The organism is Rhizobium sp. ERR 942 (genome assembly GCF_007828395.1).
In the GTDB taxonomy this organism is placed as follows: Bacteria; Pseudomonadota; Alphaproteobacteria; order Rhizobiales; family Rhizobiaceae; genus Rhizobium; species Rhizobium dioscoreae.
In genome coordinates, this window is record NZ_VIUA01000002.1 from 728,255 (window position 1) to 746,811 (window position 18,557).

Below are 18,557 nucleotides of genomic sequence, written 5' to 3' on the forward strand. Positions count from 1 at the left end.
AACCGTTTGAACCTAGGAAATTTCCCGCCATGACATTCTCGTATCGCGTCACGGCTCTTGCCGCATCCTTCCTCCCCCTCCTTTTCGCACCGGCCTTCGCCGACTCCGACGTGCTCTGGAAGATCGTTCATGACAAGTGCGTCGTACAAACTGCACCCTGCCTTTCGGTGAATACGGCCGAACACTACGCGATGCTGAAGGATCTGCGGGGCGTTGCGCAAGTTCTGCTGATTCCGACCGACAAGATTACCGGCATGGAGAGCGCGGCGCTCCTCGATCCTGCAACGCATAACTTCTTTGCCGATGCCTGGGCCGAGCGGGCCGATGTCGATGTCCGATTGCCGCATGCGCTCCCGCGTGACGGCCTCAGCCTGGCTATTAACGCACAGCAAGCGCGCTCACAGAACCAGCTGCATATCCACATCGATTGCCTGAGCGCTGATGCACGGGCAGTCCTCAAGGCCGATGCCGACAAAATTGGTGCCGACTGGGCACCTCTTCCCGATACCATCGCCGGCCACAGGTTCACGGCGGTCCGCGTCAAGGGCGAGACATTGGGCGACTTCAATCCATTCCTGGCGCTTGCCAAGATATTGAAGGACCCGGCAAAGGAAATGGGCGATCACAATCTCGTGGTGGTCGGCGCCAACTTCGCCGACGGCCCCGGTTTCGTCGTCCTGACGGATGTCGCCGCACCCGGCATGGGCGGCGAGGACGTGCAGGACCATAGCTGCGCGATTACGCATTAGAATCAGCATATTATCGCTTGGCGCGAAAGCTGCATCGATCACTTCTTCGATGCAGTCGCCCCTTTGCGCAAACGAAAAAGGCCTGGAAATCAGATTTATGAATCTGGTTTCTAACGTCTATCACGTTTCACATACTAATCTTTTTGATGCGGCCGGTTCAGTGTTATAGTCCGGGTTGTGAGCCTGAGCTATACGTCATCCGTTCGTTGAGCATCCAGATCATCGAACAGCACCGGCATTGAAGGTTCGCGATCGAAAGCCTCAGGAGGCGCCTCATGAATCTTCAAATCAATAGCCAGTCCTACCAAGTCGATTCGGAGGGAGATACACCGCTCCTCTGGATCATCCGCGATGAGTTGGGCATGACCGGCACCAAATATGGTTGCGGGCTGGCACAATGCGGCGCCTGTTCGGTCCTTGTCGACGGCGAAGTGGTGCGCTCGTGCGTAACGCCGCTCGACAGCGTCGCCGGTCGACAGATCACGACGATCGAGGCGATCGAGGCCGACCCGGTTGGAAAGCGTGTTGTCGCTGCCTGGGTCAAGCATCAGGTTCCGCAATGCGGTTACTGTCAATCGGGGCAGGTCGTCGCCGCGACCGCGCTCCTCAAACAAACGCCAAACCCCTCCGATGACGAGATCGCCGCGGCGATGATCAATCTCTGTCGATGCGGGACTTACAATGCGATCAAGGCGGCGGTTAAAGACCTCTCCTCCAAGGAAGGAGAGACGCTATGACCGAAACCAGCCGCAATCTCGTTCCGGAGGATGAATTCCCTACCGGATCTCCGGTCAACATCTCACGCCGGCACTTTCTCCTCACTTCCGCCGGTGCGGCAGCCGGGGCATTCGTGCTTGGCTTCGGCGTTCCTGTCGGCCGGGCACGGGCACAGCAGGCGGCAAGCACTATGCCTCCAGGCACTCGCGTTCCGGCATTCCTCGAAATCCGCCCGGATAGCACCATCCGCTTCATGAGCCCCTTCGTCGAGGGCGGGCAAGGCGTCTTCACTGCGATGGCACAGATCGTCGGCGAAGAACTCGATGCCGATCCGAAGACCTTCATTGTCGAAAATGCGCCGACAGGCAGCGACTATCTTGTCGTGCACGGCAAGATGCGCATTACCGGCGGCAGCATGTCGGTGCGCACCAGCTATGAGACCATGCGCCGGCTCGGCGCGCTCGCCCGCAACATGATCCTGCAAGCAGCCGCCAAGCGCCTGGATGCGCCCATCACCGAGCTGACCACAGAGCCGGGCCGCGTGATCCATGCCGCATCGGGGCGCAGCCTTGCCTATGGCGACGTTGCGAGCGAGGCACTGGATCTGCCGGTTCCTGCCCCTGAGAGCGTCACGCTTCGGGACCCAAGCAAATTCCGATGGATCGGCAAACCGGTCGAACGGCTCGATATGCATGACAAGTCAACGGGCAAGGCAATCTACGCGATCGATTGCAAGGTTGACGGCATGTTGCATGCCGCCGTCCAGCACGCTCCCCGCCTCGGCCTGACGGTCGGCGAGATCCGCAACGAAGACCAGCTGAAGGCGATGCCGGGTGTTCATTCCGTCCATAGTCTGCCCGGCGCCGTTGCTGTCGTCGCCGAACGCTGGTGGAATGCCAAGCGGGCAGCAGAAGCCGCTCAAGTCGATTGGCGCGAACCCGACTCGGACGCCGATCCTGCGCTCCGCTATATGCCCGCCGATTTTTCGACAACAGCTTTCAACGACAAGCTCGCTAACGAACCGGGTAATGGCAAGGAGGCGGAGAATGTCGGCGATATCGCCAAAGCGTTCGACGGCGCCAAGACCGTCATTTCCGCCACCTACAGGAGCCAGTATCTGCATCATGCGCAGCTGGAGCCGCCATCGACCCTAGCCCGCTTCAACCCGGACGGCAGTCTCGAAATCTGGATGCCCAACCAGGCGCCCGAGCAATTCCAGGCGGATATCGCCAAGCTGACCGGCCTCGACCCATCGAAAGTGACGCTCCACAGCCCCATTCTGGGCGGCTTCTTCGGACGGCACTTCCTGTATCCGTCCGCCAATCCCTATCCGCAGGCCATCCAGCTTGCAAAAGAGGTAGGGCGGCCAGTCAAACTGATCTGGAGCCGCGAGGAGGAGTTTCTGCGCGATCCGATGCGCCCGATGGCGGCAGTGCGCTTCCGCGGCGCACTCGATGCCAACGGTATGCCGGTGGCGCTCGAGGCCATCAGCGCTTGCGAGGGACCGACGGAGGGCGTTTACGGTCACAAGGAGGATTCGCTGGATCCGACGGCCCTGGAGGGCCTGGCCGGCAAATCCTATGCAATCCCGAACTACCGCATCGCACAGATCTACGTCAAAAACCCCACGACACTCGCCTATTGGCGCTCTGTCGGCAATTCCATGAACGACTTCTTCTACGAGACCTTCCTCGACGAACTGGCCGACAAGGGTGGGCAGGACCCCTACGAGCTGCGTCTCAAGCTGCTGCAGAAGAACGAGCGGCTGAGCAATCTCCTGAAAGCGGCCGGCGATCTCTCAGGCGGCTGGAAGCGGGGTCCCTTCACGGCGGAGGATGGCTCGAAACGGGCGCGTGGCGTTGCCATGGCCTCTCCCTTCGGCAGCCATACGGCGGCAATCGCCGAGGTCTCCATCCGCAACGGCCAGGTCGTCGTCCATGATGTCTGGGAAGCGATCGATCCTGGCAGCATCGTCAATCCGGCGATCATCGAAGCACAGATCAATTCGGCGACTGCGCTCGGAATGTCACAGGTTCTGATGGAGGAGGCCGTTTACAAGAACGGCGAGCCGGTGGCGCGCAACTACGACCTCTATCCGATCCTGCCGCCGGATCGCATGGCGCGCGTTCATGTCCGCATCGTCGAAAGCGGGGCAGAGATGGGCGGCATCGGCGAGCCGGGCCTGCCAGCCGTCCCTCCGGCGGTCGCCAATGCAGTTTCCACGCTGACGGGCAAGCGGATACGTAGCATGCCCCTCTCCAACTACACCTTTGAAAGCTGAGACGCAGCACTCGCTGCGCCAGGCAAAGTTCCGGCTCTCGGTCCATTTTCGGTCCGAGAGCCGGCTTGGTTGGCTCCCCCTTAGAGCCGGACGATCTTGTCCGGTTCTAGAATCAAAGAAATGGAGCATGATGTCGTCCGAAAACCGATCCCATTTTTCGGCATCATGCTCTGGCCGCATACGAAATCCCGAAGCAAAGACATGAGGGCACACTCTTGAAGAAACTTCTTCTGGTTCTTCTCCTGATTATCGTGCTTGTGGCCGGCGGTATTGCGTGGTTCGTCACGCGCAGGCCGGCTTCGCCCTTCGATAGTGTCGCCGCGACACAGGCGCCCTCGGAGGACCTGCTGCAGCACGGCGAATATGTTGCGCGCCTCGGCGACTGCGTCGCCTGCCACAGCACGCCGAAGAGCGCTCCCTTCGCCGGCGAGCTGGAAATGGGGACGCCGCTCGGCTCCATCTTCACGACCAACATCACCCCGGATAAGGAAACCGGTATTGGCAACTATACGCTCGCCGATTTCGACCGCGCCGTCCGCCAGGGTGTTGCGCGGGACGGGCATCGCCTCTATCCGGCCATGCCCTACCCTTCCTATGTGAAGATGAGCGACGACGACATTCGTGCGCTCTATGCCTATTTCATGAATAGGGTCGCGCCGGTCCAGCAGGCGGACAGACCCTCCGACATCAAATGGCCGATGAACATGCGCTGGCCTCTGGCACTCTGGAACGCCGTTTTCACCGAAGGCGGCACCTATCAGCCGAAAACGGCCGGCGACGACCAATGGAACCGTGGCGCCTATCTCGTGCAGGGGCCGGGACACTGCGGCAGCTGCCATACACCGCGCGCCATCACCATGGCGGAAAAGGCGCTGGATGAGAGCAGTCCGCTCTATCTTTCCGGTGCTCTTCTCGACGGCTGGTATGCGCCAAGCCTGCGCGGCGATCCCAATACCGGCCTTGGCCGCTGGAGCGAGGAGGATATCTATGCCTTCCTCAAGAGCGGCAGGAACGGTCACGCCGTCGTCTTCGGCTCCATGGCGGATGCCTTCAACAATTCGACACAGTTCATGAGTGATGACGACCTGAAGGCAATAAGCCATTACCTGAAATCCCTGCCCGGCGATCCCGCCCGCGACGGCACGCCCTGGCAATACGACGAAGGCACCGCCCAGAACGTATCGCTTTCCAACCGTGAGCAGATACCGGGCGCCCAGACTTTCGTTGCAAAATGCAGCTTCTGTCACGGCGTCGACGGACGCGGAAAGCAGCAATGGATCCCACCGCTCGCCGGCTCTGCCGCTTCGCTTGCGAAGGAAAACGCATCGCAGATCAATGTGACGCTGAACGGTTCCAGCCGCGTCGTGGCGAACGGAATTCCGGATGCCTATCGCATGCCGCCGTTCCGCCAGCAGCTTTCGGACCAGCAGATTGCCGATGTCCTGACATTCGTGCGCTCTTCGTGGGGAAATCAAGGTGGGGCGGTTGCAGCAAACGATGTGAAGGCCCTACGCGAGCATACGGATCCGGCAAGCAGCAGCCCGATCATATTGCAGATGCGGTAGCTCCTGGTTGCCCGTTGACCGTTGCCGTGCCGCTACTTGTGACTTCCGGCATTGTCTCCCCATAAGCCGCAGGGCTATTGCACATGGGGCGGATGAGCACTGAAAATTCCCTCTCCCCGGCGGGGAGAAGGGACGCCGCAACGACTTCAGTTCATGCGGTTGCCCTGCCATAAGCCGGGATCAAGCTTCTAGTGTTCCTGCCCGGCAAGCTTGAGAGCTTGCGCCCGCTTTCTTCTCCGGCTCACCCGCGACGAGGGCGTCTTGACCTGCCCTTCCTGTGGCAAGGAAATGATCGCCATCAGACCGGGATTGTTGGGCTGAAGCAGGATATCGCCGCCATGCTGCCGGGCCACTGCCCTTGCAATCGACAGGCCGAGTCCGACGCCGCCCGTGCCCCTGTTTCTCGAAGCTTCCAGACGGAAGAAGGGCGCGAATACCTTTTCCTTCATATCCTCAGGTATGCCCGGGCCATTGTCTTCGACGACGATATCGATGGTGCTGGCGGAATGGTGAATATGGACCCTGGCATGGCCGCCGTAGCGCGCCGCATTTTCCGCAAGATTGCGGACGGCGCGGCGCAAGCCATCGGGCCGGCAGCGATAGGTCGTCTTCGGGCCTTCAATGTACTCCACTGGCAGGCCGAGATCGGCAAGGTCGTCACAAATGCTGCCGACCAGCGCCTCCAGTTCGATGGCCCGCGTTTCCTCGGCCGTGGATTCGCCGCGTGCGAAGGAAATGGCGGCTTCCGTCATGCTCTGAAGCTCGTCGATGGTCGATAGCATCTTCTGCTGGATATCGGCGTCCTTGACGAATTCCGCCCGCAACCGAAGCGAAGTCAGCGGCGTCCTGAGATCATGGCCGATTGCGGCCAGCATCCGGGTGCGATCGTCGACAAAGCGATGCAGGCGTTCCTGCATCCTGTTGAACGCCTCGGCCGTGCGCCTGATGTCATCAGGTCCTTCTTCGGGCAGCGGCGGAAGATTTTCGCCGCGCCCCAAGGCTTCCGCCGAAACGGCAAGCCGTCTCAGCGGGCGTGCGATGCGGCTGGCGATGAATACTCCGATGAGCGACAGGATAAGCGCGGTGGTCGCAAGTGAGGTGAGCGATTTCATATCCCACCAGCGATCGCCGACATTCTTATAGAACGCCGTATTCAGCCACATGCCATCATTGAGCTTGACGGCAAGGCCATATCCATTGCGATCCCCGAAATAAACGAACTTTGCCGGCTGCGGCAGGCTCCAGAGAACGGACGGTGGGGTAGCCCAGCCCTCGGCGGCGTTCGCCGTCATTGCCCCCTTCGACATCAGATGATCGACATCGGAGTTCGAGCGCATGCCCCACTTCGCCCCAAGATCGATAAAATTCTCGATCGGCCGCGCAAGTTCATTTGCCGCACGCGAGCGCCATGCGCCGGCATCCGTCGGCTCTATCTGCGAAAGCCAGAAACGGGAATAGCTGGTCTCGCTTGCGAGCAGCGCCTGTTCACGCAACGGCTTGGGCATGGATTCCATCAAGCGCGTGACGGAGGCGCACCGGCTGAAGAATTCGCTTTTCATGGCGGCATGCAGCGCCTTGGTGCGCTCGTCCCAGGAAATCGAAAACGTCAGGCACTGCGAGACGACAAGGGCAAGCAGGGTAAAGCCGATGAACTGGGCAGCAAGGCTCCTCCTCCACCAGTAGATCATTCGAACCCCACATCCGCCGAGAGGCTGTAGCCGCCGCCCCAATGCGTCTTGATGACCGAAGGATTCTTCGGATCCGGCTCGATCTTCTTGCGCAGGCGGCTCACCTGGTTGTCGATGCTTCTGTCGAAGATGTCGGCCGTCCTGCCAACCGTCAGATCGAGAAGCTGCTCGCGGCTGAGCACCATGCCCGGACGTTCGAGGAAGACCTTCAGAAGCCGGAATTCGGCGGTGCTGAGCGGGATGCCGACACCGTCGTCGCCCGAAAGCTCCTGCCGCCCCATATTGACGCGCCATTGACCGACGCGGATAACCCTGGCCTTTTTCAGCGTTTCCCGCTGCTGCTGCGGCACACCATTGGCCCGACGCAGGACAGCCCGGATGCGTGCCAGCAATTCGCGCGGATTGAATGGCTTCACCAGATAATCGTCAGCCCCCAGTTCAAGGCCGATGATGCGGTCGGTCTCCTCACTCATGGCGGTCAGAAAGATGATGGGGGTATCCGTCGTCGCCCTGAGATGACGGCAGACGGAGAGACCATCTTCGCCCGGCATCATGACGTCCAGAACGATCAGATCCACCGCACCGCGCTCGAGGATCCGTCTCAGGGCGAGCCCGCTATCGGCGACGCTGACCTTATAGCCCTGCTGCTCGAGATATTGGCCGACGAGGTCCCTTATATCCGAATGATCATCGACGACGGCGATGTGCGCAGCTTTTTGCATGACGGTTTCCACGATCTCAAGTCATTCTACAGAAGGCCGCTCCGAGCCGCATCGAAAAAAGTGTATCAAAGTTTCACATAGACCGGAGGGTTGCGCTGCAAGCGGCACCGCCGCTTGCAAACCTTGCGACAGCCGGTGCAAGCCGTATCGAGAGGATACGGATTTCATCGAACCTGTCCTCGAAATCCAATCGATATGTTGCGCGAAGAGGTCCCCTGCAGCTGACAAACTATAAGGTTGTTGTCACATGGATGTGCCGCGGACGGGCAAATTTGTAACAAGCTGTCGCAGCTCTCGCATCACCGATATGCGGATTGGGGCGACGACATCGCCCGGCTTCGATCAAGGGCAAATCCTGCCATTTGCTCTGCAAAATAGGCCGCTTGCCGCAGCCGTCCAACAATCACTGCCGCGCCGACCTGTGCCAGAGCCGATGGCCGGCGCTGCCATCGCCGGCGACAGGCTTTTACATCTCCGGCACAAAGCTGCGACATGAGCGTCTTAACCTCCTGCCCGAAGATCACTTGCCCGGTCGAGACTATCGACGCTGACAGGAGGATATGGAATTGGCCATGGAATTATCACAGATCGCAACGCTTCGCCGCGTTCTCGAAATCTTCTGCGCCCGGCACGAACTGGAGTTCGCCGATCGAACGGCGATCATCGCCGCCCGTGAGCTCATGAAATTCGCCGACGAGGGCGAAACCGATCCCCTGGCTCTCGAGCAGCGCCTCGACGAGGCAATGCAGACTTCCGGCGGACCTATGCTGCCGGCCCGGAGGGCCGCGGCATCGATCGGCGCTTCCTCGGCGCGGCAGCAATGATTGTCCGCCTTAGAAATTGTCCGGTCATCTTCCGCACCCAAAAGCCTCGTTTAAATCGGAAGGCAAACCCATGCACCTTTCCCGCCGCACCGTATTGACATCGATGGTGGCCGCGGCCGCCGCACCCAGATGGAGCTTTGCCGCAGACGAACGACGGGCTCTGGTCGTCTATTATTCCTATACCGGCCATACCAGGGCGGTTGCCGAAAAGCTTCGTGCACTCCTGGGGGCCGAGCTCTTCGAAATCCAGATGCGCAACCCTTATCCTCTCGACATGCAGCGTGCAGCCGAGCAGTCCAAATACGAACTGGAAACGGGAGAGCTTCCTCCCTTGCTCGATGGCCTTCCCAATCTTTCGAAATACGACCTGATCCTCGTCGGCGGCCCGGTGTGGTGGAATACCATCACGCCGCCTGTCATGAGTCTCCTCGAACGGATGGATTTTGGGGGGCGGAAGGTTGCCGCCTTCTCCACATATGTGCTGGAGCCGGCGCACTATGAAAGGAATTTTGCCGCACAGGCACGCAGCGCTTCGCTTCTACCCAGCCTGATGATCAGCGAATTCGAGGTCACGGAGAGGCTGGCGGACAAGGCCATCGCATCCTGGGCTCTCAAAAACCTGCCGAAGGATGCGCCGCAAGCTCTCTAAGGTCGCCAACACACGCGGATTGCTCTCGCTCCACCATCCACGCATGTTGCAGCCTCTTGTCGCGATGACGCCGCATTCGCCGTGATATTCTGACGCCGCGGTATCAATGGTATTCTATGGTGCCGCAAGTCCTCCATCTGCGGAGATCCCAATGGGCGAAGCATTTCCAGCGGCATCGATGCCGGACCGCGATTGGTGGACGGCACTTTGGCCCGATCCGCTGGCAACACTCCAAGCACTCGGCATCAAGCCCGGCATGACCGTCCTCGATCTTTGCTGCGGCGATGGCTACTTCACTGCACCGCTGGCAAAACTCGTTGCCGGAAAGGTCTATGCGCTCGACTTGGACGAAACCATGCTCGAAATGGCGAGGACGGAAGCTGATCGACAAGGCGTCTCCGTGCAAAAATGGATCCATGCCGATGCGCGCGACGTCGCAAGACATCTTCCTGAAAATGTCGATTATGTCCTGATGGCGAACACGTTTCACGGTGTTCCCGATCAGCCTGGCCTCGTCCGCGCCGTCCATTCGGTGCTCGCTCCCAAGGGGCTTTTCGGCATCGTCAACTGGGAGACACGATCGCGCGAGGAGACCACGGTGCTCGGGCTGCCGCGCGGCCCCAAGACCGAGATGCGCATGGCGCCGGCCAAGGCCGCGGCGATTGTCGAGACCTTCGGCTTCAAGTCCCGGGCCGTGATCAAGCTGCCGCCCTATCACTACGGCGTGGTTTTCGCTGCCCTATAGCTGTGCCAAGGATGTCGCTGGTCATATTGCCAAGCCTACTGGCGGTCCCGGCCGAACGCAGGGACCACCATATCAATCAGCCGAACGCAACAGTGTGTATCCTGCGGAGCGAGAGTGCGATCAACAGGCCGGCGATCGCGGCGACTGTGCCCGCCAGAAAGACGCTGCCATAGCCGGCCCGGTCGGCCAGAAGGCCGGCAAATGGCCCGGTCAGCCCGTAGGCGAGGTCCTGAAAGGCCGAGAAGCCCCCAAGTGCTGTGCCGCGCAGATGCGGTTCCACCCGCCGGACGACCTCGCGGCCCATGGAAGGATAGATCAGTGAGCATCCGAGCCCGGTCAGAAAGGCACCCGCCAGGGCGAGCATGGGATCGGCGGCACTCCAGATCAGCGATTGGCCTACCGCTTCGACCACCAGTGACCCGAGCGCGACCGGCAAGCCACCGATACGATCAGGCAGATGGCCGAAGAGCACGCGTACCAGAACGAAGCCGACGCCGAAGGCCGTCAGGCCCAGCCCGGCATAACTCCAGCCCCGATCAAGGAAATACAGCGTGAAGAAGGCACCGATCGCGGCGAAGCCTATGCCCTGAAAACACACGACCGCCCCATGCAGCCAGACCTTGCCGACGACGGTCCAGAATGGCGGGCGTGGCGCACCGGGATGAGGCGCAACGGCGGGAACCCGCCAGATCGCCATCAGCCCTAGGAATGGCAGGATAGCGCTGATCGCCATTGTCCCGGCAAAGCCAAACCGGCTGAACAAAGCCAGACCGATCGGCCCGCCTACGGCGAGCGCTCCATAGATGGCGGCGCCGACCAGCGCCAGAACCCTGCCCGAACGAGCCGGGCCGACGACGCCAATGCCCCAGGCGATGATGCCGACGGCAACCAGACTTTCGCCCAGCCCCAAAGCCAAGCGTCCCAGAAGGAGAAGCAGAAAGGACGGTAACGGCGTGTCGGTGAGAACGCCGGCACCCAAAGCCATCAAAGCCCCGACGACATAGAATGCAAGTCCCCGCGTCACAGCCACCTTGGCGCCGCGATGGTCCGAGAGCCCGCCGGCATAGCCGCGCGTGAGGATGGTTGCCAGAAAGGCGATGCCGATGCCGAGCCCAGCCCAGACATTGCCGAGCCGCAACTGACCGCTCACATAAAGGGGCACGATCGGAAACGAGATACCGATGCAAAGATAGGATATGAAGAGAATGACGCTCAGCAGCAGCAGCCGGCCGCGCGTCTGTTCAGGTGTCGATCGAAAAGCCATGATAATCTCCGGGCTTTTCCTCGATCAGCGAAGGCACAAAAAAACGCACTCCGACCGACGAGGATCGTTGAGTGCGTTGCTTGACGTCAAACGCTTACGGCCGGCACCGCCGGCTGCCATTCCAATAGGCGCTTGCCGCAAGCGTGTCAACATCGCGTTGACCGCGCCGGAGGCATGCTGGCCCGCCCCTCACCGAAGCCTGAGGCTTTTAAGATAGGCGCAGAACATATCCGCCATGGCATCGCCATAGGCTTCGATCTCCTGCGCAGTTTGCGTGCTTTCCGAAAGCTGCTTTCCCGTCGCGCTCAGCGTCGTGGCGATCAAGTCCGCCGCCAGGACACGGGCCGCGTCATCGACCTCCGGCAAGGCTTCGCGCATGAAGAGCTGCAGGATGCGGTCCCCGGATGACCGCGCCTCATGTGCCTCCGGCGCATCACGATAAAGCGGCGCCGCGTCGTTGAGCGCAACACGCATCGCGGCCTCCTCGCATTCGGAGCGGATGAACGCGTGGACCAGGGAGCGTAATCGGCCCAGCGGTGGCGTTGCCGTATCCTCGAGGATGCGTCGCAGCATATCCGAAGTCCGCCGCCATTCGTCACTTTGCAGGCGAAAGAGGATCGCCGCCTTGTTGGGGAAGTATTGATAGAGGGAGCCGACACTGACACCGGCCTTTTCGGCAACGCGTGCGGTGGTGAAGCGCTGAGCGCCCTCCGTTGCCAAAACCTGAGCCGCAGCACTTAGGATCGCGGAAACGAGCTCGGTCGAGCGAGCCTGCTTCGGCTGCTTTCGCGAGGAAATCCGGGCTCTTGGACGATCCGTCATATCGAGGCCTGACAATGCGAATAGGAAAGATGACGAATTAATCGTATTTTGCGCGCCATGCAAACCGAAGAACAACATGGCGATGAAAGCAGCGGGCCGGCACGCGGAGCAGTCGAAACCGACGCCCTGGCAAAGACTGTCTCGCATGTGAGCCAAAGCCTGGTGAAAGCCGCACTTGCCGGCGCGAGCGACTCCGAGCTCGTCATTCTTCTCGGCCGTGCGCTGTATGCGGTGGGTCTCGACATTTCGACGATCGAGATCGGCTGTGATGCCGTCGATCCGGAGAGGGTGCAGCATTTCATTCGTTGGCGGCGAGACGGCGAAGGCACCGAAGACAATATTCTCGGCGGTAAGATCTTCACTGCCATGCTGGAGGAGGACGCAACGGTTCTCCGCCTTGCTGCTCGCGGCGGTCGCCTTGCATCCGTTCCGCAGGATAGAGCAACGGATGCCATCGCCTTTGCGAACCATCTTGCCCCCGACGTCACGCTCGGTTTCTTCGACGACGTCATGAGCCTGTTCATCACCGAGCGTCCCGGTGGGGTTTCAGCGATGGAAATAGAGCTGCTGCATCTCTTGACGCCGGTCTTCGCACTTGCCCTCGGAGCCCGATTGAATGCCGCCGCCGCGCGCGTTCTGCTGCAGACCTATCTCGGCCGCAATGCTGCAACCGCCTTGCTCGACGGCCGCGTGGGCCTTGGCGAGGTCGAGCAAATTCGGGCGATCGTGATCTATTGCGACCTATTCCAGTTCACCTCGCTGACCGAGCGGCTGGATCCTCGGGCTCTCATCGACCACCTCAATCTGTTCTTCGAGACGATTACCCGGCCTGTGGCTCGTGCCGGCGGCCAGGTCTCCGGTCATGTCGGTGACGCCGTCGTCATGTTCTTTCCCATTCCGGACGCCGAAAGTGAACGGCCGCTCTGTGCTGCTGCGGTAAAGGCCGCGCTGGAGGGGCTGCAGGCACTGGAGCGCGTCAATGCCATGCTGTCACGAAAGACGGCGCCGCCGCTGCGGGCGCGGATCGGCATCGACATCGGCGACGTCGTTCACGGCAATATCGGTTCCGCAGGCAGATTTTCGTTTACGATCATCGGCACGCCGGTAAACCGCTCGGCCCGATTGCAGGCCCTCGCCAAGGATCTGGACGCAGTTATGCTGATGACTTCGGCTCTCGCGGAGGCCGCCGGCATTCAATGCAAGTCTTTCGGCCGCCACGCTCTAAGGGGCTTCGACCATCCGGTCGACATCGTCGGTTTCGATATCTCCGGCGACCACTGAAATGCGAATGACAGCTCTCACGAGATTGCACCGGATGTGATCAGCTCGCAGATTTACTGAATATTTTCAAAATCATAAATGCATTCCACGCCTACATCGGCCGACGCGATTATGAAAAGCGACGAATTATTCGTATTTTTTCGCCGACGAAAACGTCAGTCCTGAACGGAGAAAAATATGACCTCCCTGACCAACGCCCCGCTCGCACCCTTGCTCGATCGCCTGTTCGAGGAAGCCGATGCGACGTCGCCCGCGACAACTCCATCGGTCGCCGCCTACTGGGGCGGCCTTTCCAGCGAGGAACGCGCGCGTCTGGTGCGCAGCAAAACCGACTACCTCGATTTCTATGCCCGGCTGAAGGACATACCGCTCGCGGTCTCGCGCGAGGCTGGAACCTTGCTCTATATGCTGGCGCGAAGCACGGGAGCCCGCACCATCGTCGAATTCGGAACTTCCTTCGGCATCTCCACCCTTCACCTTGCGGCTGCGCTGCGGGACAATGGCGGCGGGCGTCTGATCACCACCGAATTCGAACCCTCCAAAGTGGCACGGGCGCGGGAACATCTAAAAGCCGCTGGCCTCATCGATCTCGTAGAGATCCGGGAAGGCGATGCCCTGCAGACGCTGAGCGCCGATCTGCCCGATGCTATCGACCTGTTGCTTCTCGATGGCGCCAAGGCGCTCTATCCGGACATTCTGAGGCTGGTGGAAAGCCGCCTAAGGCCGGGAGCTCTCGTGCTGGCCGACAATGCGGATTTCTGCCCCGATTACTTGGCATGGGTGCGGTCGCCGGCAAGCGGATATATGTCCGTACCGTTCGCCGAAGATATCGAGCTGTCGATGCGGATCGGATGACGCCATTCACGGCGCAAGCGCGTCCCTGGAGTGCTTGCAACATCCCCTGCATTCACTGCCGACTGCGGCGACGGCTTTCACATGCTCTATTGCGTTGGCGTCGCGGCCGTCACGCCGCGGTATGAACAAGCTTGAACTGCGAGCGCCTGTAGAAGGCCAGCATTTCCCGCTCGAAATTTTCCACGGCCAGCACGACCCACGGCTCGTAATGGTCTCTGCGGGAGCGCATCCTGCGTCGGCCATCCGGGTCGAGCATTCCGCGCAACGCCCAATCTACCAACCCCATCCCGTCACTCTCACCCCGCCAAGGTCCCTTCACCATCCGCCTTACCGGCCTCAATCGCGTCCGACGGCATGGCCAACGCTAAATAGGTAACCCCTGATCGAAAGAAAGGTGAAGAAACGTTGTATTAAGGTTTGTAACATGGGTTTGCCTGGGACTGTCGCATTGCGGCGACACCCGGCAGCCAATCCCGCTCCGCGGCGATCGCAAACAGGGCTGAACGAGGATGTCGGCGCCTGCTTCCATAACGATGGGATCATCTGAACATCAGGCGCGTGACGTGGCGATCGATCATCCGCGAATTCGCTTCGATCCAGCGCCAGACCATGGCCATGGCAAACATGGTCAGAAGCCACCCGAGCATGACATCCGACAGGAAATGAGCACCAAAGATCACGCGGTTGAACGCCACGAACAGCGAGCATGGTACCAGGATTACCGCAGCAATCCATCTGCGCCCCACAGGCACGAATATCAATAGGGACAGCGCCGCAGCAGCCGCGGCTGCTTCGCCGGAAGGGAAGGAACAATTGCGGGTGCACGCTGCCGAAAACTGCCACACCGGGGTAAAATCAGCTGTGCCCCCGAACTCGATCAGCTGACGAGGGCGCACGCGTCCAATCGCTACTTTTAGCGTCTGCACCACCAATAGCGGCCCGGCGGCAAAGCTCAGGAGCACGAAAAGCGGTTTGTGAGGAGGGCAGAACCGCAATCGCCGCGGCAGGAAAACATGCAGGACGATGATGACGGCCATGGTGCCGAGAATATAAGGCTGGCTTTGACGGGCAATATCCCTCACCGCCTTCAGCCAGGGGTTTTCCGCGAGCCAGAAGACATGTCCGTGGGCAAATAAGCGCGCAACGGCCAGGTCGAGTTTCGGAAAGACCACGAAGACGAAACTGCTCCAGACGATCAGCATACCGATGGCTGCCAATTCACCATCAGCCGTTGCGTGCTCCTGCCGCCGGCGCAGCCGCGCTTGGCCGGAATCGGAACTCCAGGAATTCGATGCAAATTTCCACATGCCATGTCTCCAGAGGCGGAACGGCGCCAAGCTGAAGCCCGATTGTCAAGAAATGGCGAAGATCGCATCAAGGCCGTGTTCAGAATCGACCGTCGAACGATCGGAAAGCTGTTTGGAAATTGCGGAAGCCTGCTTTGTCCGCAATAGTAAGGTTAGGGCGACAAAGCCCAACGAAAAACGGAAGAAACACAGGGCGCTAGGGTTTGGATAACAGTCTCGTTCTCATCGTCGAGGATGAACCGGCAATCGCACAGATACTCGAGGGCTATCTGACGCGGGACGGCTTTCGCACGGTTCGCGCCGGCGATGGTGAAACCGCTTTGCAGCACCATGCGCTTTTGAAGCCGGACCTGGTGTTGCTGGATGTTCGCCTGCCGAAACTGGATGGCTTCGGCGTGCTCGGCCGGCTGCGCCAGGCGGGCTCAACACCGGTCATCATGGTCACCGCCGTCGCTGATGACATAGACCGCCTGAGCGGGTTGCGCCTCGGCGCCGACGACTATATCGTCAAACCGTTCAACCCGCAGGAAGTCGTCGCCCGCGTCAGAGCGGTCCTGCGCCGGACGCAGGGCGAGCGCGCAGAAGCCATCAAGCGCTTCGGTGCGCTGGAGGTTGATTTTGGCAGCTATACCGTCTTCGTCAACAAGGACGAGCGTCGTATCGCATTGCCGCTGACACTCAGCGAATTCCGCATACTCGCCTACATGATCCGCCATCCGACCCAGGCTTTCGCGCGAGCAGATATTCTCGATGCCTGCCTGCCGGAAAGCGATGCTCTGGTGCGTACAGTCGATACCCACATCTCTAATCTCAGACGCAAACTGGAAGAAATGGGGCAGATCGGCTTCTTTCCCGCCGTGCGCGGCATCGGCTATCGCTTTTCGGATCCGCGATGAAAAGACAGAGAATTCCCAGCGCGCCGCTTGCAACGCTCACGGCCATAGTCACCACGATCATGCTGCTGCTCAGCGTTGGCCTGACCTATCTGGGGGTCAACTGGTATGCGACCTATCTGGAGCAAGGCATCAGCGAGGCCCTGCCGCCCAAGGCCGCGGCGACCTACAAGATGCTGAGCGAAAACAAGGTTCCCGACGGAGATTCCCTTAAGCTCCTGGTCGAACACCTCATTTCGCTGACGGAACCAACGGATCTCAAGGTGCAGCTCTCCGTCCTCGTTTTCGGCCTCTTGTCGGCTCTACTCTGCGCCGTAATCGGCGTCTTCCTGGCGCGGCGGCTTGCGCGCCCGCTCGAAGATCTCACTTTCGCCGCCGAGGGCCTGAAGTCCGGCGACTTCTCCGTCCGCGTCGCAGCCTCCTATCGCAGCACGCGCGAAGTCGCGAGCCTCGTTGAAACCTTCAACGCCCTTGCGACCAGCCTGGAGACGATGGAGGAAAGATTGCGCTTCAACAACATGGCGGTTGCACATGAGCTGCGCACACCGTTGACCATCCTGCAGGGATCGCTGCAGAGCATGCTCGATGGCGTGTTTCCGATGGATCGGAAAATCATTTCCGACCTCCTCCTGCAGGTCGAAGGCCTGGGACGGGTTGTCGAGGATCTGCGCACCCTGTCGCTCGCCATCGGCCAGAAACTCGTGATGGAGCGTCAGCGCATCGACGCATCCCTGCTGGTCGAGACTGTCATCGCCTCGGCAAAACCCATGCTGGAAGCCAGCAAACTGCAGGTCGAAACCGGGCTGAGACCCGCCTGGATCTCAGCCGACTCCCCCCGCATTCGCCAAGCCGTGCTGGCGCTGCTCGAAAATGCATGCCGCTACGCTGCCGAAGGCGGATGGCTGCGATGCGAAACCGAGCAGCTGGCGGACGATAGGATCGTCATTCGCGTTCTCGATCACGGTCGCGGATTTCCGCAGGATATGGATGCCGTCGCCGTCAACCCTTTCTGGCGCGGCGACCCCTCGCGTTCGCGGGCGACCGGCGGCACCGGGCTGGGACTATCCGTGGTGCAGGCAATCGCGGCTGCCCACGGCGGACATCTTGAATTCGCAAATCGACCCGAGGGCGGTGCTATGGTCGCAATTCATTTGACGGACGGTATGCCTGGAGAAACGCGCGGTTTCGGTGAGCAGGATACAGCCTCCGGACAATGCCGGCTTTGTTGAACAAGGCCACCGCGGTCGGGCCGTCAGTGGAAGAGTTCGCCGATATTGAGGAACCACGACTTTTTCTGGCTGCGCCTGTCCTCTCTCTGAATTTTCGAATGGGGGATCTGGAAGCCGTAGACGCTCTCCGGCTCGCCGGAACGCTCAAGCCAGAAAGCATCGATGTTCGATAGCAACATCGATTGCCGAGAACGCCGGCGATATTGAATCGGGTGCCTTGCCTGCGAAACGGCAAGGAAGTGCTGCATGCCTCCCTCCGCCGCCAGGCCCTGCAGCACGATCAGGATCGCCTCTTTGGGCCTGAGGCCGGCGAGATCGCGAGTTACCTCGATGATACGGTGCTTCGCGTTGCGCGGCCCCTGCATGCTCCCGACAACGAATGTATAGCGCCCCTCTACCCCTTGATTGACGAAGATGAATCTGACCGTGCAAAGAACAGCCTGATCGCTCACGCGCAGGAGTTTGATGGCGAAAGCACCCTCATGGCGGCCACCGCTGCGGTCGGCGAGCGCAAGGTGGCATGCATATGCCTCGCATTTGCCTTGCACTGTGCCCATTTTCAGCCAATCACCGCGCCAGAGCCGTATCATGCTGTCTCTGGAGAGGATGGTTTCAGCAATCGAAAAATGCTCGATGAGAAGGGACAGCCGACGGGAATTGGGCATTCCGTGGACGAGAAACTTCGAAAGCGGTTTCTGCAGCAGTTCGTCATGCGGAGGCGGTAATTCACGCGTAGCCGCGAACGCCGCGATAAAGCGCCACCAACGAATAGTCAGAAGCGGGTTTGCAGCAAAGCGGCACCAGAAGAGAAAAGCACGCTTCCAGCGCACGCGCAGGCCGAAAGTCAATATTCTCCAGATGACGATGTATCGCGATATAGGCGGTCGGGAAGCCGTTGGCGGCAACGCAGGACAAGGGGAAATCTTGGATAGGAGGCGCTCCGGCGCCGCAGCAGCTGATGTCTTT

The 18,557-nt window shown here is 60.4% G+C and carries 18 protein-coding genes; 11 read left to right on the forward strand and 7 right to left on the reverse strand.

What is annotated here, in order from left to right; genetic code table 11:
• Positions 1–29 precede the first annotated feature (29 nt).
• The 4 genes from FBZ97_RS10190 to FBZ97_RS10205 all read left to right on the forward strand — a co-directional run bounded on the left by FBZ97_RS10190 (position 30) and on the right by FBZ97_RS10205 (position 5,312).
• Positions 30–749: a CDP-diacylglycerol diphosphatase gene (locus tag FBZ97_RS10190; protein WP_145319027.1), complete on the forward strand. Its 720-nt coding sequence runs from the start codon at positions 30–32 to the stop codon at positions 747–749.
• Positions 750–1,024: 275 nt separating this feature from the next.
• Positions 1,025–1,486 (forward strand): (2Fe-2S)-binding protein, encoded by a 462-nt coding sequence (locus tag FBZ97_RS10195; protein ID WP_145319030.1) that lies wholly within the window; start codon positions 1,025–1,027, stop codon positions 1,484–1,486.
• Positions 1,483–3,747 (forward strand): xanthine dehydrogenase family protein molybdopterin-binding subunit, encoded by a 2,265-nt coding sequence (locus FBZ97_RS10200; protein WP_145319033.1) that lies wholly within the window; start codon positions 1,483–1,485, stop codon positions 3,745–3,747. The genes FBZ97_RS10195 and FBZ97_RS10200 overlap by 4 nt, the downstream gene beginning before the upstream one ends.
• A gap of 215 nt (positions 3,748–3,962) precedes the next feature.
• Complete coding sequence (locus FBZ97_RS10205; RefSeq protein ID WP_145319036.1) at positions 3,963–5,312, forward strand: cytochrome c; 1,350 nt, start codon at positions 3,963–3,965, stop codon at positions 5,310–5,312.
• Positions 5,313–5,500: 188 nt separating this feature from the next.
• Here FBZ97_RS10205 and FBZ97_RS10210 read toward each other — a convergent pair whose 3' ends face one another.
• Both FBZ97_RS10210 and FBZ97_RS10215 read right to left on the reverse strand, forming a co-directional pair.
• On the reverse strand, positions 5,501–7,000 hold the full coding sequence (locus FBZ97_RS10210) for a HAMP domain-containing sensor histidine kinase (RefSeq protein ID WP_145319039.1): 1,500 nt from the start codon (positions 6,998–7,000) through the stop codon (positions 5,501–5,503).
• Positions 6,997–7,722, reverse strand: coding sequence for a response regulator (locus FBZ97_RS10215; RefSeq protein WP_145319042.1), 726 nt, complete (start codon positions 7,720–7,722; stop codon positions 6,997–6,999). The genes FBZ97_RS10210 and FBZ97_RS10215 overlap by 4 nt, the downstream gene beginning before the upstream one ends.
• Positions 7,723–8,294: 572 nt before the next feature.
• Between FBZ97_RS10215 and FBZ97_RS10220 the strand changes: the two genes are divergently transcribed.
• The 3 genes from FBZ97_RS10220 to FBZ97_RS10230 all read left to right on the forward strand — a co-directional run bounded on the left by FBZ97_RS10220 (position 8,295) and on the right by FBZ97_RS10230 (position 9,940).
• A complete protein-coding gene (locus tag FBZ97_RS10220; protein WP_145319044.1) occupies positions 8,295–8,546 on the forward strand; it encodes a hypothetical protein in 252 nt (83 codons plus the stop codon).
• Between the two features lie 70 nt (positions 8,547–8,616).
• The gene (locus tag FBZ97_RS10225; protein ID WP_145319047.1) at positions 8,617–9,195 is read left to right on the forward strand and encodes a flavodoxin; all 579 of its coding nucleotides are present in this window, start codon (positions 8,617–8,619) and stop codon (positions 9,193–9,195) included.
• A gap of 151 nt (positions 9,196–9,346) precedes the next feature.
• Positions 9,347–9,940 (forward strand): class I SAM-dependent methyltransferase, encoded by a 594-nt coding sequence (locus FBZ97_RS10230; protein ID WP_145319050.1) that lies wholly within the window; start codon positions 9,347–9,349, stop codon positions 9,938–9,940.
• A gap of 76 nt (positions 9,941–10,016) precedes the next feature.
• Here the strand turns inward: FBZ97_RS10230 and FBZ97_RS10235 are convergent, their stop codons facing one another.
• Both FBZ97_RS10235 and FBZ97_RS10240 read right to left on the reverse strand, forming a co-directional pair.
• Positions 10,017–11,204 carry an arabinose transporter gene (locus FBZ97_RS10235; protein ID WP_145319053.1) on the reverse strand — a complete coding sequence of 396 codons (1,188 nt, stop codon included), beginning with the start codon at positions 11,202–11,204 and terminating at the stop codon, positions 10,017–10,019.
• A 189-nt stretch (positions 11,205–11,393) separates the two neighbouring features.
• A complete protein-coding gene (locus tag FBZ97_RS10240; RefSeq protein ID WP_113351047.1) occupies positions 11,394–12,026 on the reverse strand; it encodes a TetR family transcriptional regulator in 633 nt (210 codons plus the stop codon).
• 57 nt (positions 12,027–12,083) lie between these two features.
• Between FBZ97_RS10240 and FBZ97_RS10245 the strand changes: the two genes are divergently transcribed.
• Together FBZ97_RS10245 and FBZ97_RS10250 are read left to right on the forward strand one after the other, a co-directional pair.
• Positions 12,084–13,307 carry an adenylate/guanylate cyclase domain-containing protein gene (locus FBZ97_RS10245; RefSeq protein WP_145319056.1) on the forward strand — a complete coding sequence of 408 codons (1,224 nt, stop codon included), beginning with the start codon at positions 12,084–12,086 and terminating at the stop codon, positions 13,305–13,307.
• 177 nt (positions 13,308–13,484) lie between these two features.
• Complete coding sequence (locus FBZ97_RS10250) at positions 13,485–14,162, forward strand: O-methyltransferase (RefSeq protein WP_113350685.1); 678 nt, start codon at positions 13,485–13,487, stop codon at positions 14,160–14,162.
• 109 nt (positions 14,163–14,271) lie between these two features.
• On the opposite strand, the gene FBZ97_RS34355 is transcribed toward FBZ97_RS10250, so the two are convergent.
• Positions 14,272–14,448, reverse strand: a complete 177-nt coding sequence (locus FBZ97_RS34355) for a hypothetical protein (RefSeq protein WP_156090749.1) — start codon at positions 14,446–14,448, stop codon at positions 14,272–14,274.
• A gap of 253 nt (positions 14,449–14,701) precedes the next feature.
• Positions 14,702–15,364: a phosphatase PAP2 family protein gene (locus FBZ97_RS10255; RefSeq protein ID WP_246661728.1), complete on the reverse strand. Its 663-nt coding sequence runs from the start codon at positions 15,362–15,364 to the stop codon at positions 14,702–14,704.
• 308 nt (positions 15,365–15,672) lie between these two features.
• On the opposite strand from FBZ97_RS10255, the gene FBZ97_RS10260 reads away from it, so the two are divergent.
• Together FBZ97_RS10260 and FBZ97_RS10265 are read left to right on the forward strand one after the other, a co-directional pair.
• Positions 15,673–16,365 carry a response regulator gene (locus FBZ97_RS10260; protein WP_145319062.1) on the forward strand — a complete coding sequence of 231 codons (693 nt, stop codon included), beginning with the start codon at positions 15,673–15,675 and terminating at the stop codon, positions 16,363–16,365.
• Positions 16,362–17,591 (forward strand): ATP-binding protein, encoded by a 1,230-nt coding sequence (locus tag FBZ97_RS10265; protein WP_145319065.1) that lies wholly within the window; start codon positions 16,362–16,364, stop codon positions 17,589–17,591. Before FBZ97_RS10260 ends, FBZ97_RS10265 begins: the two co-directional genes overlap by 4 nt.
• 23 nt (positions 17,592–17,614) lie before the next feature.
• On the opposite strand, the gene FBZ97_RS10270 is transcribed toward FBZ97_RS10265, so the two are convergent.
• Positions 17,615–18,439: a DUF535 family protein gene (locus tag FBZ97_RS10270; protein ID WP_246661729.1), complete on the reverse strand. Its 825-nt coding sequence runs from the start codon at positions 18,437–18,439 to the stop codon at positions 17,615–17,617.
• Between the last annotated feature and the right edge of the window lie 118 nt (positions 18,440–18,557).

Bases quoted from the DNA above. Each gene is read 5' to 3' on its own strand.
- FBZ97_RS10235 (WP_145319053.1), bottom strand. From the start codon at position 11,204: ATGGCTTTTCGATCGACACCTGAACAGACGCGCGGCCGGCTGCTGCTG.
- FBZ97_RS10265 (WP_145319065.1), top strand. From the start codon at position 16,362: ATGAAAAGACAGAGAATTCCCAGCGCGCCGCTTGCAACGCTCACGGCC.
- FBZ97_RS10195 (WP_145319030.1), top strand. From the start codon at position 1,025: ATGAATCTTCAAATCAATAGCCAGTCCTACCAAGTCGATTCGGAGGGA.
- FBZ97_RS10220 (WP_145319044.1), top strand. From the start codon at position 8,295: ATGGAATTATCACAGATCGCAACGCTTCGCCGCGTTCTCGAAATCTTC.
- FBZ97_RS10255 (WP_246661728.1), bottom strand. From the start codon at position 15,364: ATGCTGATCGTCTGGAGCAGTTTCGTCTTCGTGGTCTTTCCGAAACTC.
- FBZ97_RS10190 (WP_145319027.1), top strand. From the start codon at position 30: ATGACATTCTCGTATCGCGTCACGGCTCTTGCCGCATCCTTCCTCCCC.
- FBZ97_RS10230 (WP_145319050.1), top strand. From the start codon at position 9,347: ATGGGCGAAGCATTTCCAGCGGCATCGATGCCGGACCGCGATTGGTGG.
- FBZ97_RS10225 (WP_145319047.1), top strand. From the start codon at position 8,617: ATGCACCTTTCCCGCCGCACCGTATTGACATCGATGGTGGCCGCGGCC.
- FBZ97_RS10200 (WP_145319033.1), top strand. From the start codon at position 1,483: ATGACCGAAACCAGCCGCAATCTCGTTCCGGAGGATGAATTCCCTACC.
- FBZ97_RS34355 (WP_156090749.1), bottom strand. From the start codon at position 14,448: ATGGGGTTGGTAGATTGGGCGTTGCGCGGAATGCTCGACCCGGATGGC.
- FBZ97_RS10250 (WP_113350685.1), top strand. From the start codon at position 13,485: ATGACCTCCCTGACCAACGCCCCGCTCGCACCCTTGCTCGATCGCCTG.
- FBZ97_RS10240 (WP_113351047.1), bottom strand. From the start codon at position 12,026: ATGACGGATCGTCCAAGAGCCCGGATTTCCTCGCGAAAGCAGCCGAAG.
- FBZ97_RS10215 (WP_145319042.1), bottom strand. From the start codon at position 7,722: ATGCAAAAAGCTGCGCACATCGCCGTCGTCGATGATCATTCGGATATA.
- FBZ97_RS10210 (WP_145319039.1), bottom strand. From the start codon at position 7,000: ATGATCTACTGGTGGAGGAGGAGCCTTGCTGCCCAGTTCATCGGCTTT.
- FBZ97_RS10245 (WP_145319056.1), top strand. From the start codon at position 12,084: ATGCAAACCGAAGAACAACATGGCGATGAAAGCAGCGGGCCGGCACGC.